The following is a 15,790-nucleotide window of genomic DNA, read 5'->3' on the forward strand; positions in this document are numbered from 1 at the left end:
TTGAACTCTAACGCTTATCTTTGTGTATCTTATTGTGTACACAAATATTTGAAACCATGGTTGTAGTAAGCACTAGAGAATTTCGCCAAAATCTCAAAAAATACCTGGATTTGATTGATAAAAATGAGCGGGTTATCATTCAGAGAGGCAATGATAAAATTTATGAGATTTCAAATAAGGTGAAAAATGATCGCTTCTTTGATGATCCTGCAATTCAAGAGCGGATATCAAAAAGCCTTCAGTCCTACAATGAAGGCAAAACCGTTAAGTTAAGTGACGATCAACTGAAGGAATTGCTAGGTTTATGATTTTTGAGATTGTTTTCACTCCAGAAGCATTAGAAGATATTGAGAAACTAAAAAAAACTGGTAACAAATCCCTCCTAAAAAAGGTGTTCACATTAATTCAAGAACTTAAGGAGCACCCAGAAACAGGTACAGGCAAACCAGAAAAACTTAAATATTATCAGCAGAACACCTGGTCGAGAAGGATTGATAGAAAACACAGACTTGTGTACCTCATCGATGGTTCAAAGATTGTAGTGACAGTTTTAGGTGCTTATGGACATTATGACGATAAATAAGGTCTTTTGCGACTGTTTATTTTTTAATAGTCGTATTGAATCTCACATTTTTATAATTGGGCCAGTTTAACTGATATAATGGTCAAAAATAGTTGGTAAAACCCCTGTAATTAACTGGTATATAATTATTTACGAGAACCTTATTCAAATGCGTTTCAATAAGGTTCTTTTGTTTTATGAAAACTTCAAAAAAAGCGTTGTTGGGCATGTGGCTTTTTAGACTCAATTAAATGGGGAAAACAAGGAGGGAAGCAGCGATATAAATGTAAAAACTGCGGCATTCTTTTTACGGCATCTAATACCGGAGTAGCAGACTCCAATCGGTTTATCTGGTTTTACAAATGGGTAGTAGGAAGAAGGACTTTGGATCAGTTAGTGATGAGAGTGGCTACAGTAAACGGACCTTAGAGCGCTATTTCGTCAGTTGTTTATGTCATCCACCCAAGCTGAGCGTCTATCCCTCCGAGAAGGTAAATTTGCTCATAGATGGCACCTATTTCAGTCGTGATTTATGTCTGGTATTGTATCGTGATAATACCGTTAAATTCACACAACTCTACCGCCTGACCAACGGAGAAAAGTATGAGGAACTGAAAGAAGATTTGGAAAACCTGTTTTCCCTTGGAGTGAATATTGAATCTATTACCTGTGATGGGCATCGTGCCTTGCTGAAAGCCATCCGTGTTGTCTGTCCCAACATTACCCTGCAGCGATGCGTAATCCATGTCCAACGAATGTGTCGAATATGGCTCTCCAGTAAACCTAAGAGCCTTGCTGGCCAAGAATTGAGAAGAATTGTATCCAAACTCCATCTAATCAAAACCAAGGAGGAATTGAGCTATTGGTTACTAGGATTGGCTACCTGGGATAAAACATACCATGAGTACACCCATCAAAAAACAGTAAACCCTCTCACTGGAAAATATTGGTATACCCACAAATTATTGAGGAGATCTTTTTCTGTCCTTAGGACTGCTTTACCTCATCTGTTTGAATACCTGGACAATCCACGAATCCCAAAATCAACCAACGGCCTAGAGTCTTTTTTTGTTCATCTAAAGAATAATCTGGCCATCCACAGAGGCCTTTCTACAACAAACAGAAAAAACTTCCTAAAGTGGTATTTGTACTTCAAAAACGAAAAGCGGAAGAAGGTTTTCCTAGCCATAAAACAAGAAGAATGAAGCACTAAAAAAGGTCTCCCAATCTAGGAGACCCTTCATTCCACTTGGCAGTTTCTATTGCTGTTAAGTTGCTCCTCAGCAGAGCTTAAGTCCTCTTCAAAACGGCAAGGAATTATATGAAATATTTAAACCAAAAACACCAACTATTTTTGGCCACATTACCGTTTAACTTGGCCAAAAAAAACTCCCTCTTGTCGGGTAGGTAAAAGGCCAGGACTCAAGCAAAGCTTCATACTGATCTTTCCTAAAAATACCCTCAAGCCTACGCTACCTCTTCCTCTTTAACTCCAAAACAGTAATCTCCGGCCAGATCCCGACCCTTCCCGGAAAGGCTAAAAATCCAAATCCACGATTGACATGTAGGTAACGACCCAGTTCCTCGTACAGTCCAGCCCATTTCGGGTAGCGAAGAGAAGCCGGACTCCATTTGATAAAGCCAGGGATCTCGATTCCAAATTGCATTCCGTGGGTGTGTCCACTCAAGGTGAGGTGGATAAATTGGGAGAAATTTTTCACCTGCTCATCAAAATGGGAAGGGTCGTGGCTCATCAGGATTTTAAAGCTTTGGTCGCTGAGGTTTGCTGTAGCTTTCTTCAGGTCTCCATATTGCCCAAATCCCTTTCCCCAATTCTCTATGCCAATCAGGTCTATGCTTGCGCTTCCTCGTTCAAGCTTGATATTTTCATTGCGCAAGAGGGTAAAACCCAATTCTTTTTGGATTTCATATAGGCGCTGCATATTAGCCTCTTTGGCCTCCTTGCTTGGCCAGGAAACGTAATCTCCATAGTCATGATTTCCCATGATGGAGTAAATACCCATAGGGGCCTTCAGCTTTTTGAAAGTCTCAATCCAAGGTTCCATTTCTGTTGCTTGGTTGTTCACCAGATCTCCAGTAAATAGGATGACATCTGACCCTTGCTCATTAATTAACTCAACGCCATATTCCAGCTTCTTTTTATTGTCAAAACTTCCAGAGTGTATATCTGAAATCTGCGTAATCGTAAAGCCATCAAACTCCTCAGGTAGGTCGTCAAATTCCAGGGTATGGTTTACTACACGGTATCTGTATTTGCCTATTAATACGCCATGCAATATTCCTAAAAAAGGAATTGCAGAAAGAACCAATGCCGTTTGACTGATGAATTTTCTGCGATCAGCTAGAAAATCCCCTTCACGGTTTCCGGTAAGGGATTGATAGGTTCCGCTTAAAAAGCGGACGAGATCTTCTCCAAATAGAAATGCCAGAATGATCAACTTTGGAATCAGCGACAGCACAAGCAAGGAAATTACTCTACCAAAGTTGGGAGTGGGGCTACTACGGCTGAAGGTCAGAAAACCGTAGGCGACAAAAACGTAAACTGAAATAGAGAAGATCCAAAAGCCGATCTTAATCCAGTTTTGCGCCGGAAATAGGGTTGCGAAAGCTTGATAGGAATACCAGTCGATGAGGAAAACAAAGACTAGGAGGATTATAATACGAAGCAATAGAAAGAGGAATTATAAGATGATTTGCCAGATAATTTAAAACCTAAGGGGAACTAGGATAACCCCTTTACGCAAAAGAAAAGGTTATTGGTTGACTTAGATGCAATTATTTATACTTCAAAGATGAAAGGCCCAGTCTCCATTTTTGATTCTGGGTCTATTTTGTTTCGGCTGAGTCACCTGATAGTTATGATCATACAATCCCAACTGTCGTTTTTTCCAAACAGCTCCTTCTAAGAATATAGGATGAGGTAGATTTACATCCCAAATCCCAAGTTTTTTTAATAAGTAAGCAGTCTTGTCGAGATTCTTCAATGCCAAATCGTTTTGTTCGGATGGGTCATCAGACAGATTGTAAAGCATTGGCATCCTGTCTGGAATACTTACCAGTTTCCAGTCGCCTTCCCGAATAGCTCGGCTGATTGTGAATTTCCAAGTCATCTCCCGATTGGCAAGTGGAGCAGTTTTTCCTGTTAGGTGAGGCATTAAATCAACTCCGGTAAACATATTCCTATCGGTTTCTTTGTCTCCAGCTAAAGCAAGAAATGTAGGGACAATATCCAGTGAAGTGACTTGCTCATGGTAAACCATGTTTTTTGGCAGCAAGCCAGCTGTAAATTCATGACAAAAGGAACGTGGATTCCGCCTTCCAATAAAATTCCTTTTTGTCCTCGATAAGGAGCATTGATCGAAGCATTACTATCCGTTGGTCCGCCATTATCGCTGAAGAATACCACCAAGGTGTTTTCCTTCAGGCCTTGATCTTCGAGTGATTTCATGATTTTCCCTACATTCAAATCCAATCGATGCACCATTGCAGCATAAGTGCGGCGCTTTTTATCTTCAATGTGTTGATACAACGCCAAGTCTTCTTCCAATGCCTGCATGGGTGTATGTGGAGCATTGAATGCGGCAAAAAGGAAAAATGGCTCATCCTTATGTCGAGTGATAAAATCCACACTCTCGTTGCCCACATCATCTGTTATATAGGTGATTGGGTCTGGAGTTTTGAAATTGCTTTCCAAAGGTTCTTTGTATCCCTTTCCATCAGGCAATGATTCAAAATAATCGTGTCCACCGCCTGTATATCCCCAAAACTCATCAAAACCTCTCTTCAGGGGATGAAACTGTGGCTCTTTTCCCAAGTGCCATTTTCCAATTAAGCCATTCACATAGCCAAGTTTGTTCAGGTGATCAGCTAAGGTTTGTTGGGTGAGCGGAAGCCCGTTGTATTCAGGGTCAAATTCAGGTTCAACTCCCCCTAGATTATTGTCGTGCCCAAACTCAACTTGATTGATTCCTGTGATAAATCCAGCTCTGGAAGGACTACAAACTGCCGAAGAAACGTAGCCTTGAGTAAAGGTGACTCCATCGGCTGCAAGTTGATCGATATGAGGTGTTTTGATCTGAGTGCTACCTGTGAAACCTAAATCTCCATAGCCTAAATCATCAGCTACAATCAAAACCAAATTGTAATGTGTTGCCTTGGCAGGGTTAGAAAGTGAGTCAATTGTGGCTTGGCAAATTATTGGCCTAAGTACAAGTACTAAAAGGAAAATGGATGTGAAAATATTTTTCATTTCAAGGATTTCTTCTTATACTGAAAGTGGCAATGATAATACAAAATTGAAGTTATGAACTTCGATTTTATATCGATGGTTTAATTTAGGTTTTTTGCCCTAGAGTGTAATTTCTAAAAGTAAATTAGTAACAGTATATGTGTCGCTAAAACTAAGTTTTTGAAGAAAAATTTATAATTTAAAGTTATGGCAAAAATTCCTTTGGTCTTTATAAGTTTCTTTTTGGTGCTGGTTTCGATTGGGCTGATAAGCTCTTTTCAAAAATCAGAATGGACAGCGTTTGCCCTACTGCTTGTCACTGGATTAGGCTTGATTTTCGGCCAGTTGATATTTTACTGGGAGATCAAAAAAAATCAAAAACATGAGTAGAGGAATTATGTTCGTACATCTGGGTTTGATTGCCATGGCTCTTGGACTAGGAGGATTTTCAATTTATCGAAAGGGATTTATGCCCGACGATGATCCCAATTTTTCTGCTATCGCCATGGGCTGTATAGTCCTTTCTCAAGGAATTTTAATAGTAAGTGGATTGTATAGGAATAGGAAAGGAAAACCACCTGTCTTATAAAAAATGCACCTAAAGCGATGAGTAAAAGCCTATAGAGCGCCTATATGGCTTGCCTTTTGTATTAATTATACTCTTGACCTTGGTGAAGCTTGTGGTGCTTTTTCCCGTTCCAAATTGGCTTATGGCCATGGTCCTTGTAAAAGGAGCTGTGACCTTTTGTTTGAATGCTTATTTGCAAAGGGAGAGGAATCGATCTTGATTTTTGATAGATAGTTTATCCCATCAAAAGGGTAAATTAATGTGTTATCGGTTAAAAAATACATTCAAGCTGCTTCCGTCTCCCTTCCGCGGTCTTCCTGCAGAGTTAGCGAATGAATTATGCTGATTTTGATTTTTATGGTCGACCATATATTTAAGTATTTCTACACTTTGCGATACTTTCATTCCTCTTTTTTGTTTCTTTACACCCGAATTATTTTGCATTCAGCCTAATAGACCTATGAGACAGCAACTCCTAAGATCCGGAGCGGAAGAATTGACCTATGAGATTCGTGGTATAGTGAAGAAAGCGCGTCAGGTCGAGGCCTTGGGCTATTCTATGACATGGGAAAACATCGGCGATCCTATCCAAAAGAGCAATCATGTGCCTGATTGGATGAAAGAGATTATCGCTGATTTATTGAAAGAGGATAAAACTTACGGCTACGCGGACTCCAAAGGAGTGCTGGAAACCCGGAGATTTCTTGCTAATCTGAATAATGAAAGAGGCGGCACCCAAATCACAGCAGAGGATATTTTATTCTTCAACGGCTTGGGTGATGCTATCGCAAAGTTGTATCAATTTTTGATCCCTACGGCAAGAATTATCGGTCCATCTCCGGCATACAGTACCCATAGTTCTGCTGAAGCTGCTCATGCCAATGCTGCCCCAATTACCTACAAACTTGACCCAGATAATCAATGGCTTCCGGATATGGAAGACCTGTATCTAAAGGTCCGTTATAATCCATCAATCGTTGGAATCTTGATAATCAATCCTGATAATCCAACAGGAATGGTGTATCCAAGGGAGGTTTTGGAGGCTTTTGTGAAAATAGCTGAGGAGTTTAATCTCCTGCTTATCACCGATGAGATTTATCAGAATATTACCTACAACGGAATTACAGCTGTTCCACTTGCCGAAGTAATCGGTGACAGACCTGCAATTTCACTGAAAGGGATTTCCAAGGAATTCCCTTGGCCAGGTTCACGCTGTGGCTGGATGGAATTTTATAACCGGGAATCTTCCAAAGAATTCTCCAAGCTCTGCCAGACACTTGAAAATGCCAAGATGATAGAGGTTTGCTCTACTATCTTGCCGCAGCTAGCTATCCCAAAAATCATGAAGCATCCAGCTTACTTCAAGTACAGGGAAGAAGCAAATGCCCAAATTGGCAAGCGAAGTGAGTGGATGAGTGAGATTTTGGGGGATATTCCTGGAATCAAATTTAATCCTACTCAAGGAGCTTTCTATAATACTATTGTATTTGAGGAGGGAGTATTGAAAGAAGATCAGTTTCTTCCGATTGAAGATGAGAAATTACAAAGTTTGCTGGATTCTTGGCTGGAGGAGAAAAACATGCCTTTGGATAAGCGCTTTGTATATAATCTATTAGCCGCCGAGCAGATTTGCGTGGTTCCTATTTCTTCTTTTTGCTCAGATTTGAGAGGTTTCCGAGTGACGCTTTTGGAGGAGAATGAGGAAGTGTTTAAGAATACATTTAGGAGACTTGGGAAGGCGATTAGGAGGTATTTGAAGTCGGAAGTGGAAGTTTAGTAGGCAGTTGCAGTGATCAGTCGCAGTGATCAGTCCCACTTTGCAGTTACAGTGGTCAGTCTCAGTTTTCAGTCATAGAGATCAACCTTAGATGGCATCTTAGGTTTCAGTTGTACTGGCAGACTGAGGGATTATTTCGAGGAGACACCGAATTTGGAAGGATTCAACATCATATAGTTTATCAGTTTCCCAACTTCTGTTGCTTTTTGGGTGAGTTCTATATGAGTTTCATCGCTTATATATTCGCATGCATGAGAGAAGTCTAGCCAAACATTGGTCTCGCTATTTTCCATGTCAGCATCGCTGAGCTTAGATTTAAAATGAGCTGGGTATTGCCTTTTTCTATATGATTCAGCTATGCATGCACACACAGATCTACTTGATCTTCTAATTTGATCCGTTAGAGAATATCTTTCTTCCTTTGGGAAGTTTTTGGAAATGTGGAAAATACACATAGCTAAATCAAATCCTTTTTTGAATGCCAAAAGGTCTTTGTAGTCCATGAGGTTTAATTTTTTAGCATGAAAATTTTGTTTTATTAACCATTTCGTTACCTAAATACCCTCGTAATACCTGGGCACTGATCCCTGCGACTGAAAACTGCGACTGAAAACTAATTATCATGTTCTCTTGTCTTGATTTTAGAGTCCTGAACAATAACTTCTTCCTCCACCGATTCCTTTGAAAAGGCCGATAAATCAGGTTGCCCGGCATTAACCCAGGCAGTAAACCAAAAATCAGCTATCATCTTGATAGATTTTTTCATTTGTCGCTCGATCTGGCTGTCCAAAGCAAGTGCATAAGCTTCGGTGAACTCTCTGGAGTAAACACGAACGGTTAAGTTGTTCCGTTCTTCGTAGCTGTATTTCTGGTCGGGAGAGAAGCTTTTTGTCAATTCTCTTTCTATTGCCAATACACTGTCAACTTGTGCATGTGCAGCTGCTACAGCATCCCAAAGTGCCAATTGTGGTTTGTCAACATACTCCGCCTGCCCAACCCAAAGCGGATAGTCTTTTGCCTGAAGCTCAGGAATGCGACTTTCCCAGAACCCATGGATTCCTACTTGATCCGTAAGCTGTCCATTATAGTTCACCGTGGTGTGGAGCGGCACATTCAAATCACCTATGTAATGCCCCAAGTCTGCGGAGAGCCTTAAGATGGCAGTAGAATTCTTGGTTTCGAAAGCTTTGGTAAGGTTTAGAAAAGTGAAATAGGCAGACCAAGGACCGATTCCATTCATTCTCAAGCTGTCTTCGGTGAATTTTTCTACCGCCTCATTCCAATATTTTGGTAGGATTTGCAAAGCAGAATCACCATAATAATCCAAGTCTATGTAATGCTTCTCCGCTTCTCCTTCCACTGCATATCGTCTGCGGTCTGGGTTCACGGCGTTCTCGGTAATGTATTGTATATGAGGTTTGTAAAAGCCGATCATTTCCTCAGGAAGAGAAAAGACAGCAAGTCTATTTATTAAAGAATGCGCATAAAATCCCCAGGCTGGCGAAGGTAGCTGAGATCAAAGTCACAGAAAAAATGAGAGCTTGAAAAAATTTCATACCTAAAAATAATCAAAATCTTTGGCAGATAAATGAATGTATAATCGGTATATTTGCCCCGTAAACGATGGTTTTGCCAAATTATTGGATTTGAAAAGGACTGCTTTGATAGGGAATGTTTAAAATTCCTTTGGCAGATTTAATAAATTACAATAACTTTGCACTCCGATTCGGAATAGGGACACGTAAAGAAATTCAATTATAATTAAGATATGGCAAATCACAAATCAGCTCTGAAGAGAATTCGTGCTAACGAAGCTAAGCGTTTGAGAAACAGATATCAGGCTAAAACAACTAGAACTTTCATCAAAAGATTGAAAGCAACTACCGATAAAGTAGAAGCTTCTGAACTTTACAAGAAAGTATCATCTATGTTGGACAAGTTGGCTAAGAAGAATGTGATTCACAAGAACAACGCAAGTAACAAAAAATCAAGATTGGCCAAGTTCGTTTCTGCTCTAGGTTAATTCTACAAGATTTTATTTCTCTAAAACCCTGCTTGTCAGGGTTTTTTTTGTGCCCTGAAGTAATTAAATTCATAGCTCACTTTTTAATGGATTGCTATGGATTCTTACTCCTCTATCAAAATTTCCCAGCTTGCAGAAGAAGATCGTCCAAGAGAGAAGCTGCTTCTCAAGGGTAGGTCTGCGCTTACCGACGCCGAACTTATTGCAATCTTGATTGGATCAGGTACTCCTTCTGTGAGTGCAGTGGATCTTTCTAAGCACATTCTTGGCAATGTCAATTATGATCTACGTGCTTTGGCAAAACTCTCAATCCAGGATTTGAAGAAATTCAAGGGAATAGGGGAAGCAAAAGCCATCTCAATCATTGCTGCGATGGAATTGGCTCGTAGGAGGAAGGATTCAGAACCTGTGGTAAAGCCTAAGATTACCTGCTCGCAGGATATTTATGATCTGATGCGCCCAGAGTTACTCGATGAGCAGGTTGAGTATTTTTATTTGATTCTATTGAATAGAGGTAATCAGGTGATGAAAAAGTACCTAGTGTCCCAAGGTGGTACTGCAGGGACCGTAGTTGATCCTAAAATCGTTTTTAAGATAGCTTTGGAGCACTTGGCTCAGTCAATAATATTAGTTCATAATCATCCTAGTGGTAATTTAAGCCCCTCTGAACAAGACAAGCGGCTGACTCAGCGTTTGGTCAAAGTAGGCAGAGAATTAGATTTGCCTGTACTTGACCATGTGATTTTTACAGATAGTGGCTACTTTAGCTTCGCCGATGATGGCATTCTCTAATTCCTTTGGAAATAGCCTGCTTCAATCAGATTGTTCTGAAAAGCTTAGCTCGCTATTATTTGGAAATTATTATTGCATATGGCTTTAAAAAGTCAATTATAAACAGATGAAAAACAATACAATTATACTTCTGATTATCTCAGTGGTGGTTTTTGCTGCAGTTGTTTACACTTTGACGAGTGCTGAATCTCCTGAAGATTACATTGAAAAGATAGAGGCTGAGCGGGAAAGACAATTCAAGTTTATCCGCTTCAACTTCGAATCACCTCTTACAGATGAGCAGAAGGCTTCTTTTACCAAATTGAATTTTTACCCAATGGACCCAACCTACAAGGTGAAGGCAAGGATGGTGGCCATAGAAGACAGGAAGGTAAGAGAAGTTCCGCTTACGGATGGGACCAAGGAGAAATACATAGAGCACTCTTGGGCTGAATTTGAAATCAATGGCAAGGCTGAGAAGCTCTTGCTGCTCCAAGCGATTAATGAACCGGATAAGCGAAATTTCTTTTTGGCATTTGCAGATGAAACCAGTGCAGTGGATACCTATGGAGGGGGACGTTATATCAACGCCCGTCAGGATGGGAAGAATAGCATCACCATAGATTTCAATCTGGCATACAATCCATATTGTGCCTATAATCCCGATTATGCTTGCCCGCTGCCACCTAAAGAAAATTTACTGGACATCCCAATTCCAGTTGGGGAGAAAAATTACGAGAAATAGCCTTTTTGCCTAGCTCAAATCTCTTAAATTTGTACGCATTATTGAATAAAATGGGGTTTTCGAACCCCTTTTGTTTATCACGCAGGTCAATTCTGATTTGCTTTATTTAGTACTACGAATGAAAATCTCGATAAATCGATTAAAAAAATATATCCCTCATACCGAATCTGCAGAGGAAATCGGCGCCTTGCTGACGCAGTCTGGTTTGGAAGTGGAGGGAATAGAAGAATTTGTTTCAGTCAAAGGAGGTCTTGAAGGCATTGTGATTGGAGAGGTGTTGACCTGCGAAAAGCATCCCAATGCTGATAAATTAAGCATTACCACTGTAGACATTGGAACTGGAATTTCACCGATTGTTTGCGGAGCACCAAATGTGGCCAAAGGCCAAAAGGTATTGGTTGCAACGGTTGGAGCTACACTTTTTCCATCGGAAGGAGATTCATTCCAGATCAAAAAAGCAAAGATCAGAGGCGAGGTTTCCGAAGGGATGATCTGCGCTGAGGATGAGTTAGGCCTAGGGTCTAGCCATGCCGGGATTATGGTTTTGGATACGGACTTGCCAAATGGTACTCCTGCCTCAGAATACATTGAAATTGGTCAGGATCAGGTGTTGGAAATCGGTTTAACGCCAAACCGTGCAGATGCAGCTTCCCATTTAGGAGTTGCGCGAGATTTGAAAGCACTCTTGGGAAAGGATTTAGTGATCGATGCTGCGCCTGAATTGAACCTAGAGGCTTCTGGTCCTGTGATTGAGGTGGAAGTTGAAAACACGACTGATTGCCCACGTTACGCCGGAGTGGTGGTTACCGATTTGAAAGTTGGGCCTTCTCCCGCTTGGCTTCAGAATTTCCTGAAGGCATTGGATTTGGAGCCAATCAATAATGTGGTGGATATCACCAATTTCATTTTGCATGATTTGGGTCAGCCTCTTCACGCATTTGATGCAGAGAAAATTTCCGAAGGAAAAATCATCGTTGGCAAGCTTCCAAAGGATACAGAATTTGTGACTTTAGACGAAAAAAAGCGCAAACTTTCCGGGGAGGAATTGATGATTAAAGATCCAAAAGGTGGACTGTGCATCGCTGGAGTTTTTGGTGGAGAAGATTCTGGGGTTTCTGATAGCACCACTTCCATTTTCCTGGAGTCAGCTTATTTTTCTCCCGATATCGTGAGAAAAGGATCCCAGTTTCATGGCTTGAAGACAGACGCTTCTTTCCGCTTCGAAAGAGGAACTGATCCTAATATGCCAGTTTATGCGCTGAAAATGGCGGTTAAACTGTTGCAGGAAATTGCTGGTGGAAAAGTGAGCTCTGAGCTGATTGATATCTATCCAGAGCCGATCGAGGATTTCGTGATTGACGTGAATTACGGTCATATCAATCGTCTGATTGGAAAGAAAATTGAACCTGCTCAGGTGAAATCGATCTTAGAAAGCCTGGAGATCAACGTAGAAAATGAAACGGCAGAGGGCTTTACAGCCACTGCCAAGCCATATAGAGTGGATGTAACTCGGGAAGCCGATATCATCGAAGAGATTTTAAGAATCTACGGTTTCCACAATGTGGAGCTTTCCGAAAACCTAAGAACGGATTACCTCGCAGAACATCCTGTGAAGGATCTGAATAAATTACAGTATCGTCTGACCGAGATTTTAACTGGTCAGGGCTACTACGAGATGATTACCAATAGCTTGACCAAGTCGACTTATGCTGAGAAGTCGGGCTTCCTTGATCCAAAAGACAATGTTGTTATTTACAACAAAGCTTAGCGGAGGATCGAGATGCGTTGCGGTCAAAGTTTGCTTTATCTCCGGGCTGGAGGTGTTGGAGCGAGAAATATAAACCGTCGTCGAGACCGATTTGAAATACTTTGAGTTTGGAACCGTTTATCATAAGGCTGAGGAAGGATATTCAGAAAGCAGGAGACTTTCTCTTTTCCTAACGGGAAAAAAGACTGCCGAAAGCTGGTTGGAGCCAACCAAGGCATTTGCTTTCGCAGACATTTATTCTACGGTTGAAGCTATTTTGGAAAAGCTGAATGTACAGGCAGGCGATCTTTCTATGATTGAAACTGCGCCTTATGCCTATGGTTTGAAAATCATGCTTGGTCAGAAGGAATTGGCGACAATTGGCTTGCTGGACGATAAGATTTTGAAGCAGGCAGAGGTGAGACAGGAAGTGTGGTTTGCTGATTTGAACTGGGATCTGCTTTGCAAAAAAGCTACAGGTTTGAAGAAGTTTGAGGAGATCTCAAAATTCCCTGAAGTACGCAGAGATCTTTCCTTGGTGATAGACAAAACAGTGAGCTATGATCAGGTCAAAACAGGTAGCCACAAAGTTTGGTGGAAAATTATTGAAAAGAATTGGAGTTTTTGATGTGTACCAAGGTGATAAAATTGATGCAGGCAAAAAGGCATATGCATTAAGTTTTCAGCTTACAGGATGTCAGGAAAATACGTTAACTGATAAGGTAATTGACAAAACTATGAGTAAATTGATTCAAGCCTTTGAAAAAGCAGGTTGGCGCTTTGATAAGAACATAGAAATGATTCAAGAGGAACTGCAAAAATTAGAGAAACTAGCGCTACAGGCGAGTACTAAATTGCTTGAGATCAGTGAGGAGAATCAGCAATTGAAACAAAAATTATCAGAAGTAAGTACGGCTTTGGATAAAAAAGAGCAGGAAATTGAACATTTTAAAAATAAAATTAAAATTAGTAACATTGTAGACAACCAACCGGTGAATCCGGAACAGTCAACTGAAATGAGTGAACTAATCAATAATTATATACAAGAAATCGATCATTTAATCACCTACTTATCTGAGTGATATGGAGACACTTGCCATCAGATTAAAAATAGGGGATAGAGAATATCCTATGCGCGTGAAGATCGAGGACGAGTCCAAAATCCGGCATGCTGGGCAAGCTGATTAATGAAAAATTAAGAAAGTATAAAGAGGAGTACGGACTGGACGATCACCAGGACTTTGCTGGCGATGGTAGCCTTCGATTGCATGGTGGAATCGTTAGAAACCAACCAAGTGAACACGGAAGATTCAGAGCATATTAAATCCAGTATTTCTCATATTAACGCCTTGCTAGCTAAGGCGTTGTAATTATTTATAACACAGAAATCAGGAGATTTTTCAGATTCCCGAAGGTCTAATTATATCCAAAATACCTATGGGAGACATACTATATATTGTCCTCGCAGCCCTTGTTGGGACTGGTGCAGGAGCCGCTATTGCTGGCGCATTGATAAAAAATAAAAACGCAAAATTAGAAGAAGAGACTCGGGAACGCGTGAAATCCATGCTCAGAGAAGCTGAGATCAACGCTGAGTCTATCAAGAAAGACAGAATTCTAGAAGCAAAAGAAAAGTACCTCAAGCTGAAATCTGAGTTTGATGAGGAGATGAATAATAAGAAGAATATTATCATCACCAACGAGAATAAAGTTAAGCAAAGAGAGCAGCAGGTTTCCAAGGAATTGGAGCAGGTGAAGCGAAAAGAAGCAGAATTGGATAGTAAATCTGAGAACTTAAATGCTCAATTACATTCTTTAAAAATCAAAAAAGAGGAACTCGATCGAGTAACGAATCAGCGTATCTCAGACCTTGAAAAAGTTGCTAATCTTACCCGTGAAGAAGCTCGTGATCAATTGGTGACTATGCTTACCGAGGAAGCTAATTCCAGAGCCTCTTCCCAGATCAAAGACATTCTTGACGAGGCAAAACTTACAGCTACCAAGCAGGCGAAGAAAATCGTTTTGGATACCATACAGCGTACAGCAACCGAGCATGCTGTGGAAAACTGCGTGTCTGTATTCAACATCGAAAGTGATGATATCAAAGGTAAAATCATCGGTAGAGAAGGAAGAAACATCCGTGCGCTGGAAGCAGCTACAGGTGTGGAGATTGTCGTTGATGATACGCCAGAAGCAATTATTATTTCTGGTTTTGATCCGGTAAGAGAGAGGTAGCTTATAGACTTTCACTTCATAGATTGGTGCAGGATCGGCGTCCTTCACCCAGCGAGAATCGAAGAAGTTGTTGCTAAAACTGAAAAGAATATAGAAGAGGAAATCGTCGAGATTGGCGAAAGAACTTGTATAGATCTTGGTATTCACGGTTTGCATCCTAGAGTCGATCAGAATGGTAGGACGTATGAGATACAGATCTTCCTATGGTGGAGCACCTCTTGCAGCACTCAAGAGAAGTGGCTAAAGCTTTGTGCTACCATGGCTGCTGAGATGGGCTTGAATGCTAAGATGGCGAAGCGTGCAGGTTTACTTCACGATATCGGGAAAGTATGGCGTGAGGAGCAGGAACTTCCACACGCAGTGTTGGGTATGGAGCTTGCGAAGCGATACAAAGAGCATCCTGAGATTTGCAATGCAATCGGAGCTCACCACGATGAAATTGAAATGACTTCCATGATCTCGCCGATTGTGCAGGCTTCTGATGCGATATCAGGCGCGAAAGGCCAGGCGCAAGACGCGAAGTTATGGATAGTTACATCAAGCGTCTGAAAGACCTTGAGGAGCTTGCTTTGAGCTTTGACGGGGTGAATGGATGCTTTGCAATGCAGGCAGGTCGTGAACTACGGGTTTTAGTAGATGCAGATAATGTAGATGATTCTACCGCAGGTAAGCTTTCTTTTGATATTTCCCAGAAAATAGAAAAGGAAATGCAGTATCCAGGTCAGATCAAGATTACAGTAATCAGAGAAATGAGATCTGTCAATTACGCTAGATAAAGGAGCAGGAAGACAGAAGACGGAAGACGGGAGTAGCGAACATCGGCTTGGTGCTGTGTTTCTGTTTGAATATTTAATTTAAATGGCAGTTGCTGAAAAGTGGCTGCCATTTTTTGTCACCTCGGCCAGTGTCTCACGGCCGAAACTTTTCAGTCTAAATGACATGTGATTGCATTGCAGATAGGAAGGCTTCACTGAACAATTAAAGTTTAGGTCTGTGGGATACAGACCACTGCGCAAGGAAAACCTTGGTCTATGCCTGCCTTGCAAGTAAGCATGTCTCGCAGACCGATTTACATTTGGTATAAACCAGTGGCAGATCACCTTAGATAACGTG

The 15,790-nt window shown here is 41.0% G+C and carries 17 protein-coding genes and 2 pseudogenes; 14 read left to right on the plus strand and 5 right to left on the minus strand.

The window, feature by feature from the left end; translation table 11 throughout:
- The first annotated feature begins 56 nt into the window (after window positions 1-56).
- The 4 genes from AC0L6R_RS04480 to AC0L6R_RS04495 all read left to right on the plus strand — a co-directional run bounded on the left by AC0L6R_RS04480 (window position 57) and on the right by AC0L6R_RS04495 (window position 1,767).
- Window positions 57-308, plus strand: a complete 252-nt coding sequence (locus AC0L6R_RS04480; RefSeq protein WP_473270099.1) for a type II toxin-antitoxin system Phd/YefM family antitoxin — start codon at window positions 57-59, stop codon at window positions 306-308.
- Complete coding sequence (locus AC0L6R_RS04485; RefSeq protein WP_473270100.1) at window positions 305-583, plus strand: Txe/YoeB family addiction module toxin; 279 nt, start codon at window positions 305-307, stop codon at window positions 581-583. The genes AC0L6R_RS04480 and AC0L6R_RS04485 overlap by 4 nt, the downstream gene beginning before the upstream one ends.
- A 225-nt stretch (window positions 584-808) precedes the next feature.
- On the plus strand, window positions 809-991 hold the full coding sequence (locus tag AC0L6R_RS04490; protein WP_473270116.1) for an IS1/IS1595 family N-terminal zinc-binding domain-containing protein: 183 nt from the start codon (window positions 809-811) through the stop codon (window positions 989-991).
- Window positions 925-1,767: an IS256 family transposase, variant Zn-binding type gene (locus tag AC0L6R_RS04495; RefSeq protein ID WP_473270101.1), complete on the plus strand. Its 843-nt coding sequence runs from the start codon at window positions 925-927 to the stop codon at window positions 1,765-1,767. The genes AC0L6R_RS04490 and AC0L6R_RS04495 overlap by 67 nt, the downstream gene beginning before the upstream one ends.
- Window positions 1,768-2,034: 267 nt before the next feature.
- Here AC0L6R_RS04495 and AC0L6R_RS04500 read toward each other — a convergent pair whose 3' ends face one another.
- From AC0L6R_RS04500 to AC0L6R_RS04510, 3 genes are all read right to left on the minus strand, one after another.
- Entirely contained in the window at window positions 2,035-3,252 is a 1,218-nt protein-coding gene (locus tag AC0L6R_RS04500) for a metallophosphoesterase (RefSeq protein WP_473270102.1), read from the minus strand.
- A 117-nt stretch (window positions 3,253-3,369) separates the two neighbouring features.
- A complete protein-coding gene (locus AC0L6R_RS04505; RefSeq protein ID WP_473270103.1) occupies window positions 3,370-3,843 on the minus strand; it encodes a hypothetical protein in 474 nt (157 codons plus the stop codon).
- On the minus strand, window positions 3,786-4,832 hold the full coding sequence (locus AC0L6R_RS04510; RefSeq protein WP_473270104.1) for a sulfatase-like hydrolase/transferase: 1,047 nt from the start codon (window positions 4,830-4,832) through the stop codon (window positions 3,786-3,788). The genes AC0L6R_RS04505 and AC0L6R_RS04510 overlap by 58 nt, the downstream gene beginning before the upstream one ends.
- A gap of 361 nt (window positions 4,833-5,193) precedes the next feature.
- Between AC0L6R_RS04510 and AC0L6R_RS04515 the strand changes: the two genes are divergently transcribed.
- Complete coding sequence (locus tag AC0L6R_RS04515) at window positions 5,194-5,400, plus strand: hypothetical protein (protein WP_473270105.1); 207 nt, start codon at window positions 5,194-5,196, stop codon at window positions 5,398-5,400.
- 439 nt (window positions 5,401-5,839) lie between these two features.
- Window positions 5,840-7,156, plus strand: a complete 1,317-nt coding sequence (locus tag AC0L6R_RS04520; protein WP_473270106.1) for a pyridoxal phosphate-dependent aminotransferase — start codon at window positions 5,840-5,842, stop codon at window positions 7,154-7,156.
- A 131-nt stretch (window positions 7,157-7,287) separates the two neighbouring features.
- Here AC0L6R_RS04520 and AC0L6R_RS04525 read toward each other — a convergent pair whose 3' ends face one another.
- Both AC0L6R_RS04525 and AC0L6R_RS04530 read right to left on the minus strand, forming a co-directional pair.
- The gene (locus AC0L6R_RS04525) at window positions 7,288-7,659 is read right to left on the minus strand and encodes a four helix bundle protein (RefSeq protein WP_473270107.1); all 372 of its coding nucleotides are present in this window, start codon (window positions 7,657-7,659) and stop codon (window positions 7,288-7,290) included.
- A gap of 110 nt (window positions 7,660-7,769) precedes the next feature.
- A complete protein-coding gene (locus AC0L6R_RS04530; RefSeq protein WP_473270108.1) occupies window positions 7,770-8,543 on the minus strand; it encodes a zinc dependent phospholipase C family protein in 774 nt (257 codons plus the stop codon).
- A gap of 381 nt (window positions 8,544-8,924) precedes the next feature.
- Between AC0L6R_RS04530 and rpsT the strand changes: the two genes are divergently transcribed.
- From rpsT to rny, 8 genes and pseudogenes are all read left to right on the plus strand, one after another.
- Complete coding sequence (rpsT, locus tag AC0L6R_RS04535) at window positions 8,925-9,179, plus strand: 30S ribosomal protein S20 (protein WP_057937416.1); 255 nt, start codon at window positions 8,925-8,927, stop codon at window positions 9,177-9,179.
- A gap of 96 nt (window positions 9,180-9,275) precedes the next feature.
- Window positions 9,276-9,971 carry a RadC family protein gene (radC, locus tag AC0L6R_RS04540; protein ID WP_283414468.1) on the plus strand — a complete coding sequence of 232 codons (696 nt, stop codon included), beginning with the start codon at window positions 9,276-9,278 and terminating at the stop codon, window positions 9,969-9,971.
- Window positions 9,972-10,077: 106 nt separating this feature from the next.
- On the plus strand, window positions 10,078-10,695 hold the full coding sequence (locus tag AC0L6R_RS04545) for a DUF1684 domain-containing protein (protein WP_473270109.1): 618 nt from the start codon (window positions 10,078-10,080) through the stop codon (window positions 10,693-10,695).
- A gap of 118 nt (window positions 10,696-10,813) precedes the next feature.
- Window positions 10,814-12,463: a phenylalanine--tRNA ligase subunit beta gene (pheT, locus tag AC0L6R_RS04550; protein ID WP_473270110.1), complete on the plus strand. Its 1,650-nt coding sequence runs from the start codon at window positions 10,814-10,816 to the stop codon at window positions 12,461-12,463.
- 91 nt (window positions 12,464-12,554) lie between these two features.
- Window positions 12,555-13,070 carry a hypothetical protein gene (locus AC0L6R_RS04555; protein WP_473270111.1) on the plus strand — a complete coding sequence of 172 codons (516 nt, stop codon included), beginning with the start codon at window positions 12,555-12,557 and terminating at the stop codon, window positions 13,068-13,070.
- The gene (locus AC0L6R_RS04560) at window positions 13,003-13,524 is read left to right on the plus strand and encodes a phenylalanine--tRNA ligase subunit beta-related protein (protein ID WP_473270112.1); all 522 of its coding nucleotides are present in this window, start codon (window positions 13,003-13,005) and stop codon (window positions 13,522-13,524) included. Before AC0L6R_RS04555 ends, AC0L6R_RS04560 begins: the two co-directional genes overlap by 68 nt.
- 1 nt (window position 13,525) lies before the next feature.
- Window positions 13,526-13,812 (plus strand): annotated as a pseudogene (locus AC0L6R_RS04565) (cell division protein ZapA).
- Between the two features lie 67 nt (window positions 13,813-13,879).
- Window positions 13,880-15,453, plus strand: a pseudogene (gene rny / locus AC0L6R_RS04570) (ribonuclease Y).
- Window positions 15,454-15,790: the final 337 nt, after the last annotated feature.

The organism is Algoriphagus sp. 10J20-15 (assembly GCF_055809615.1).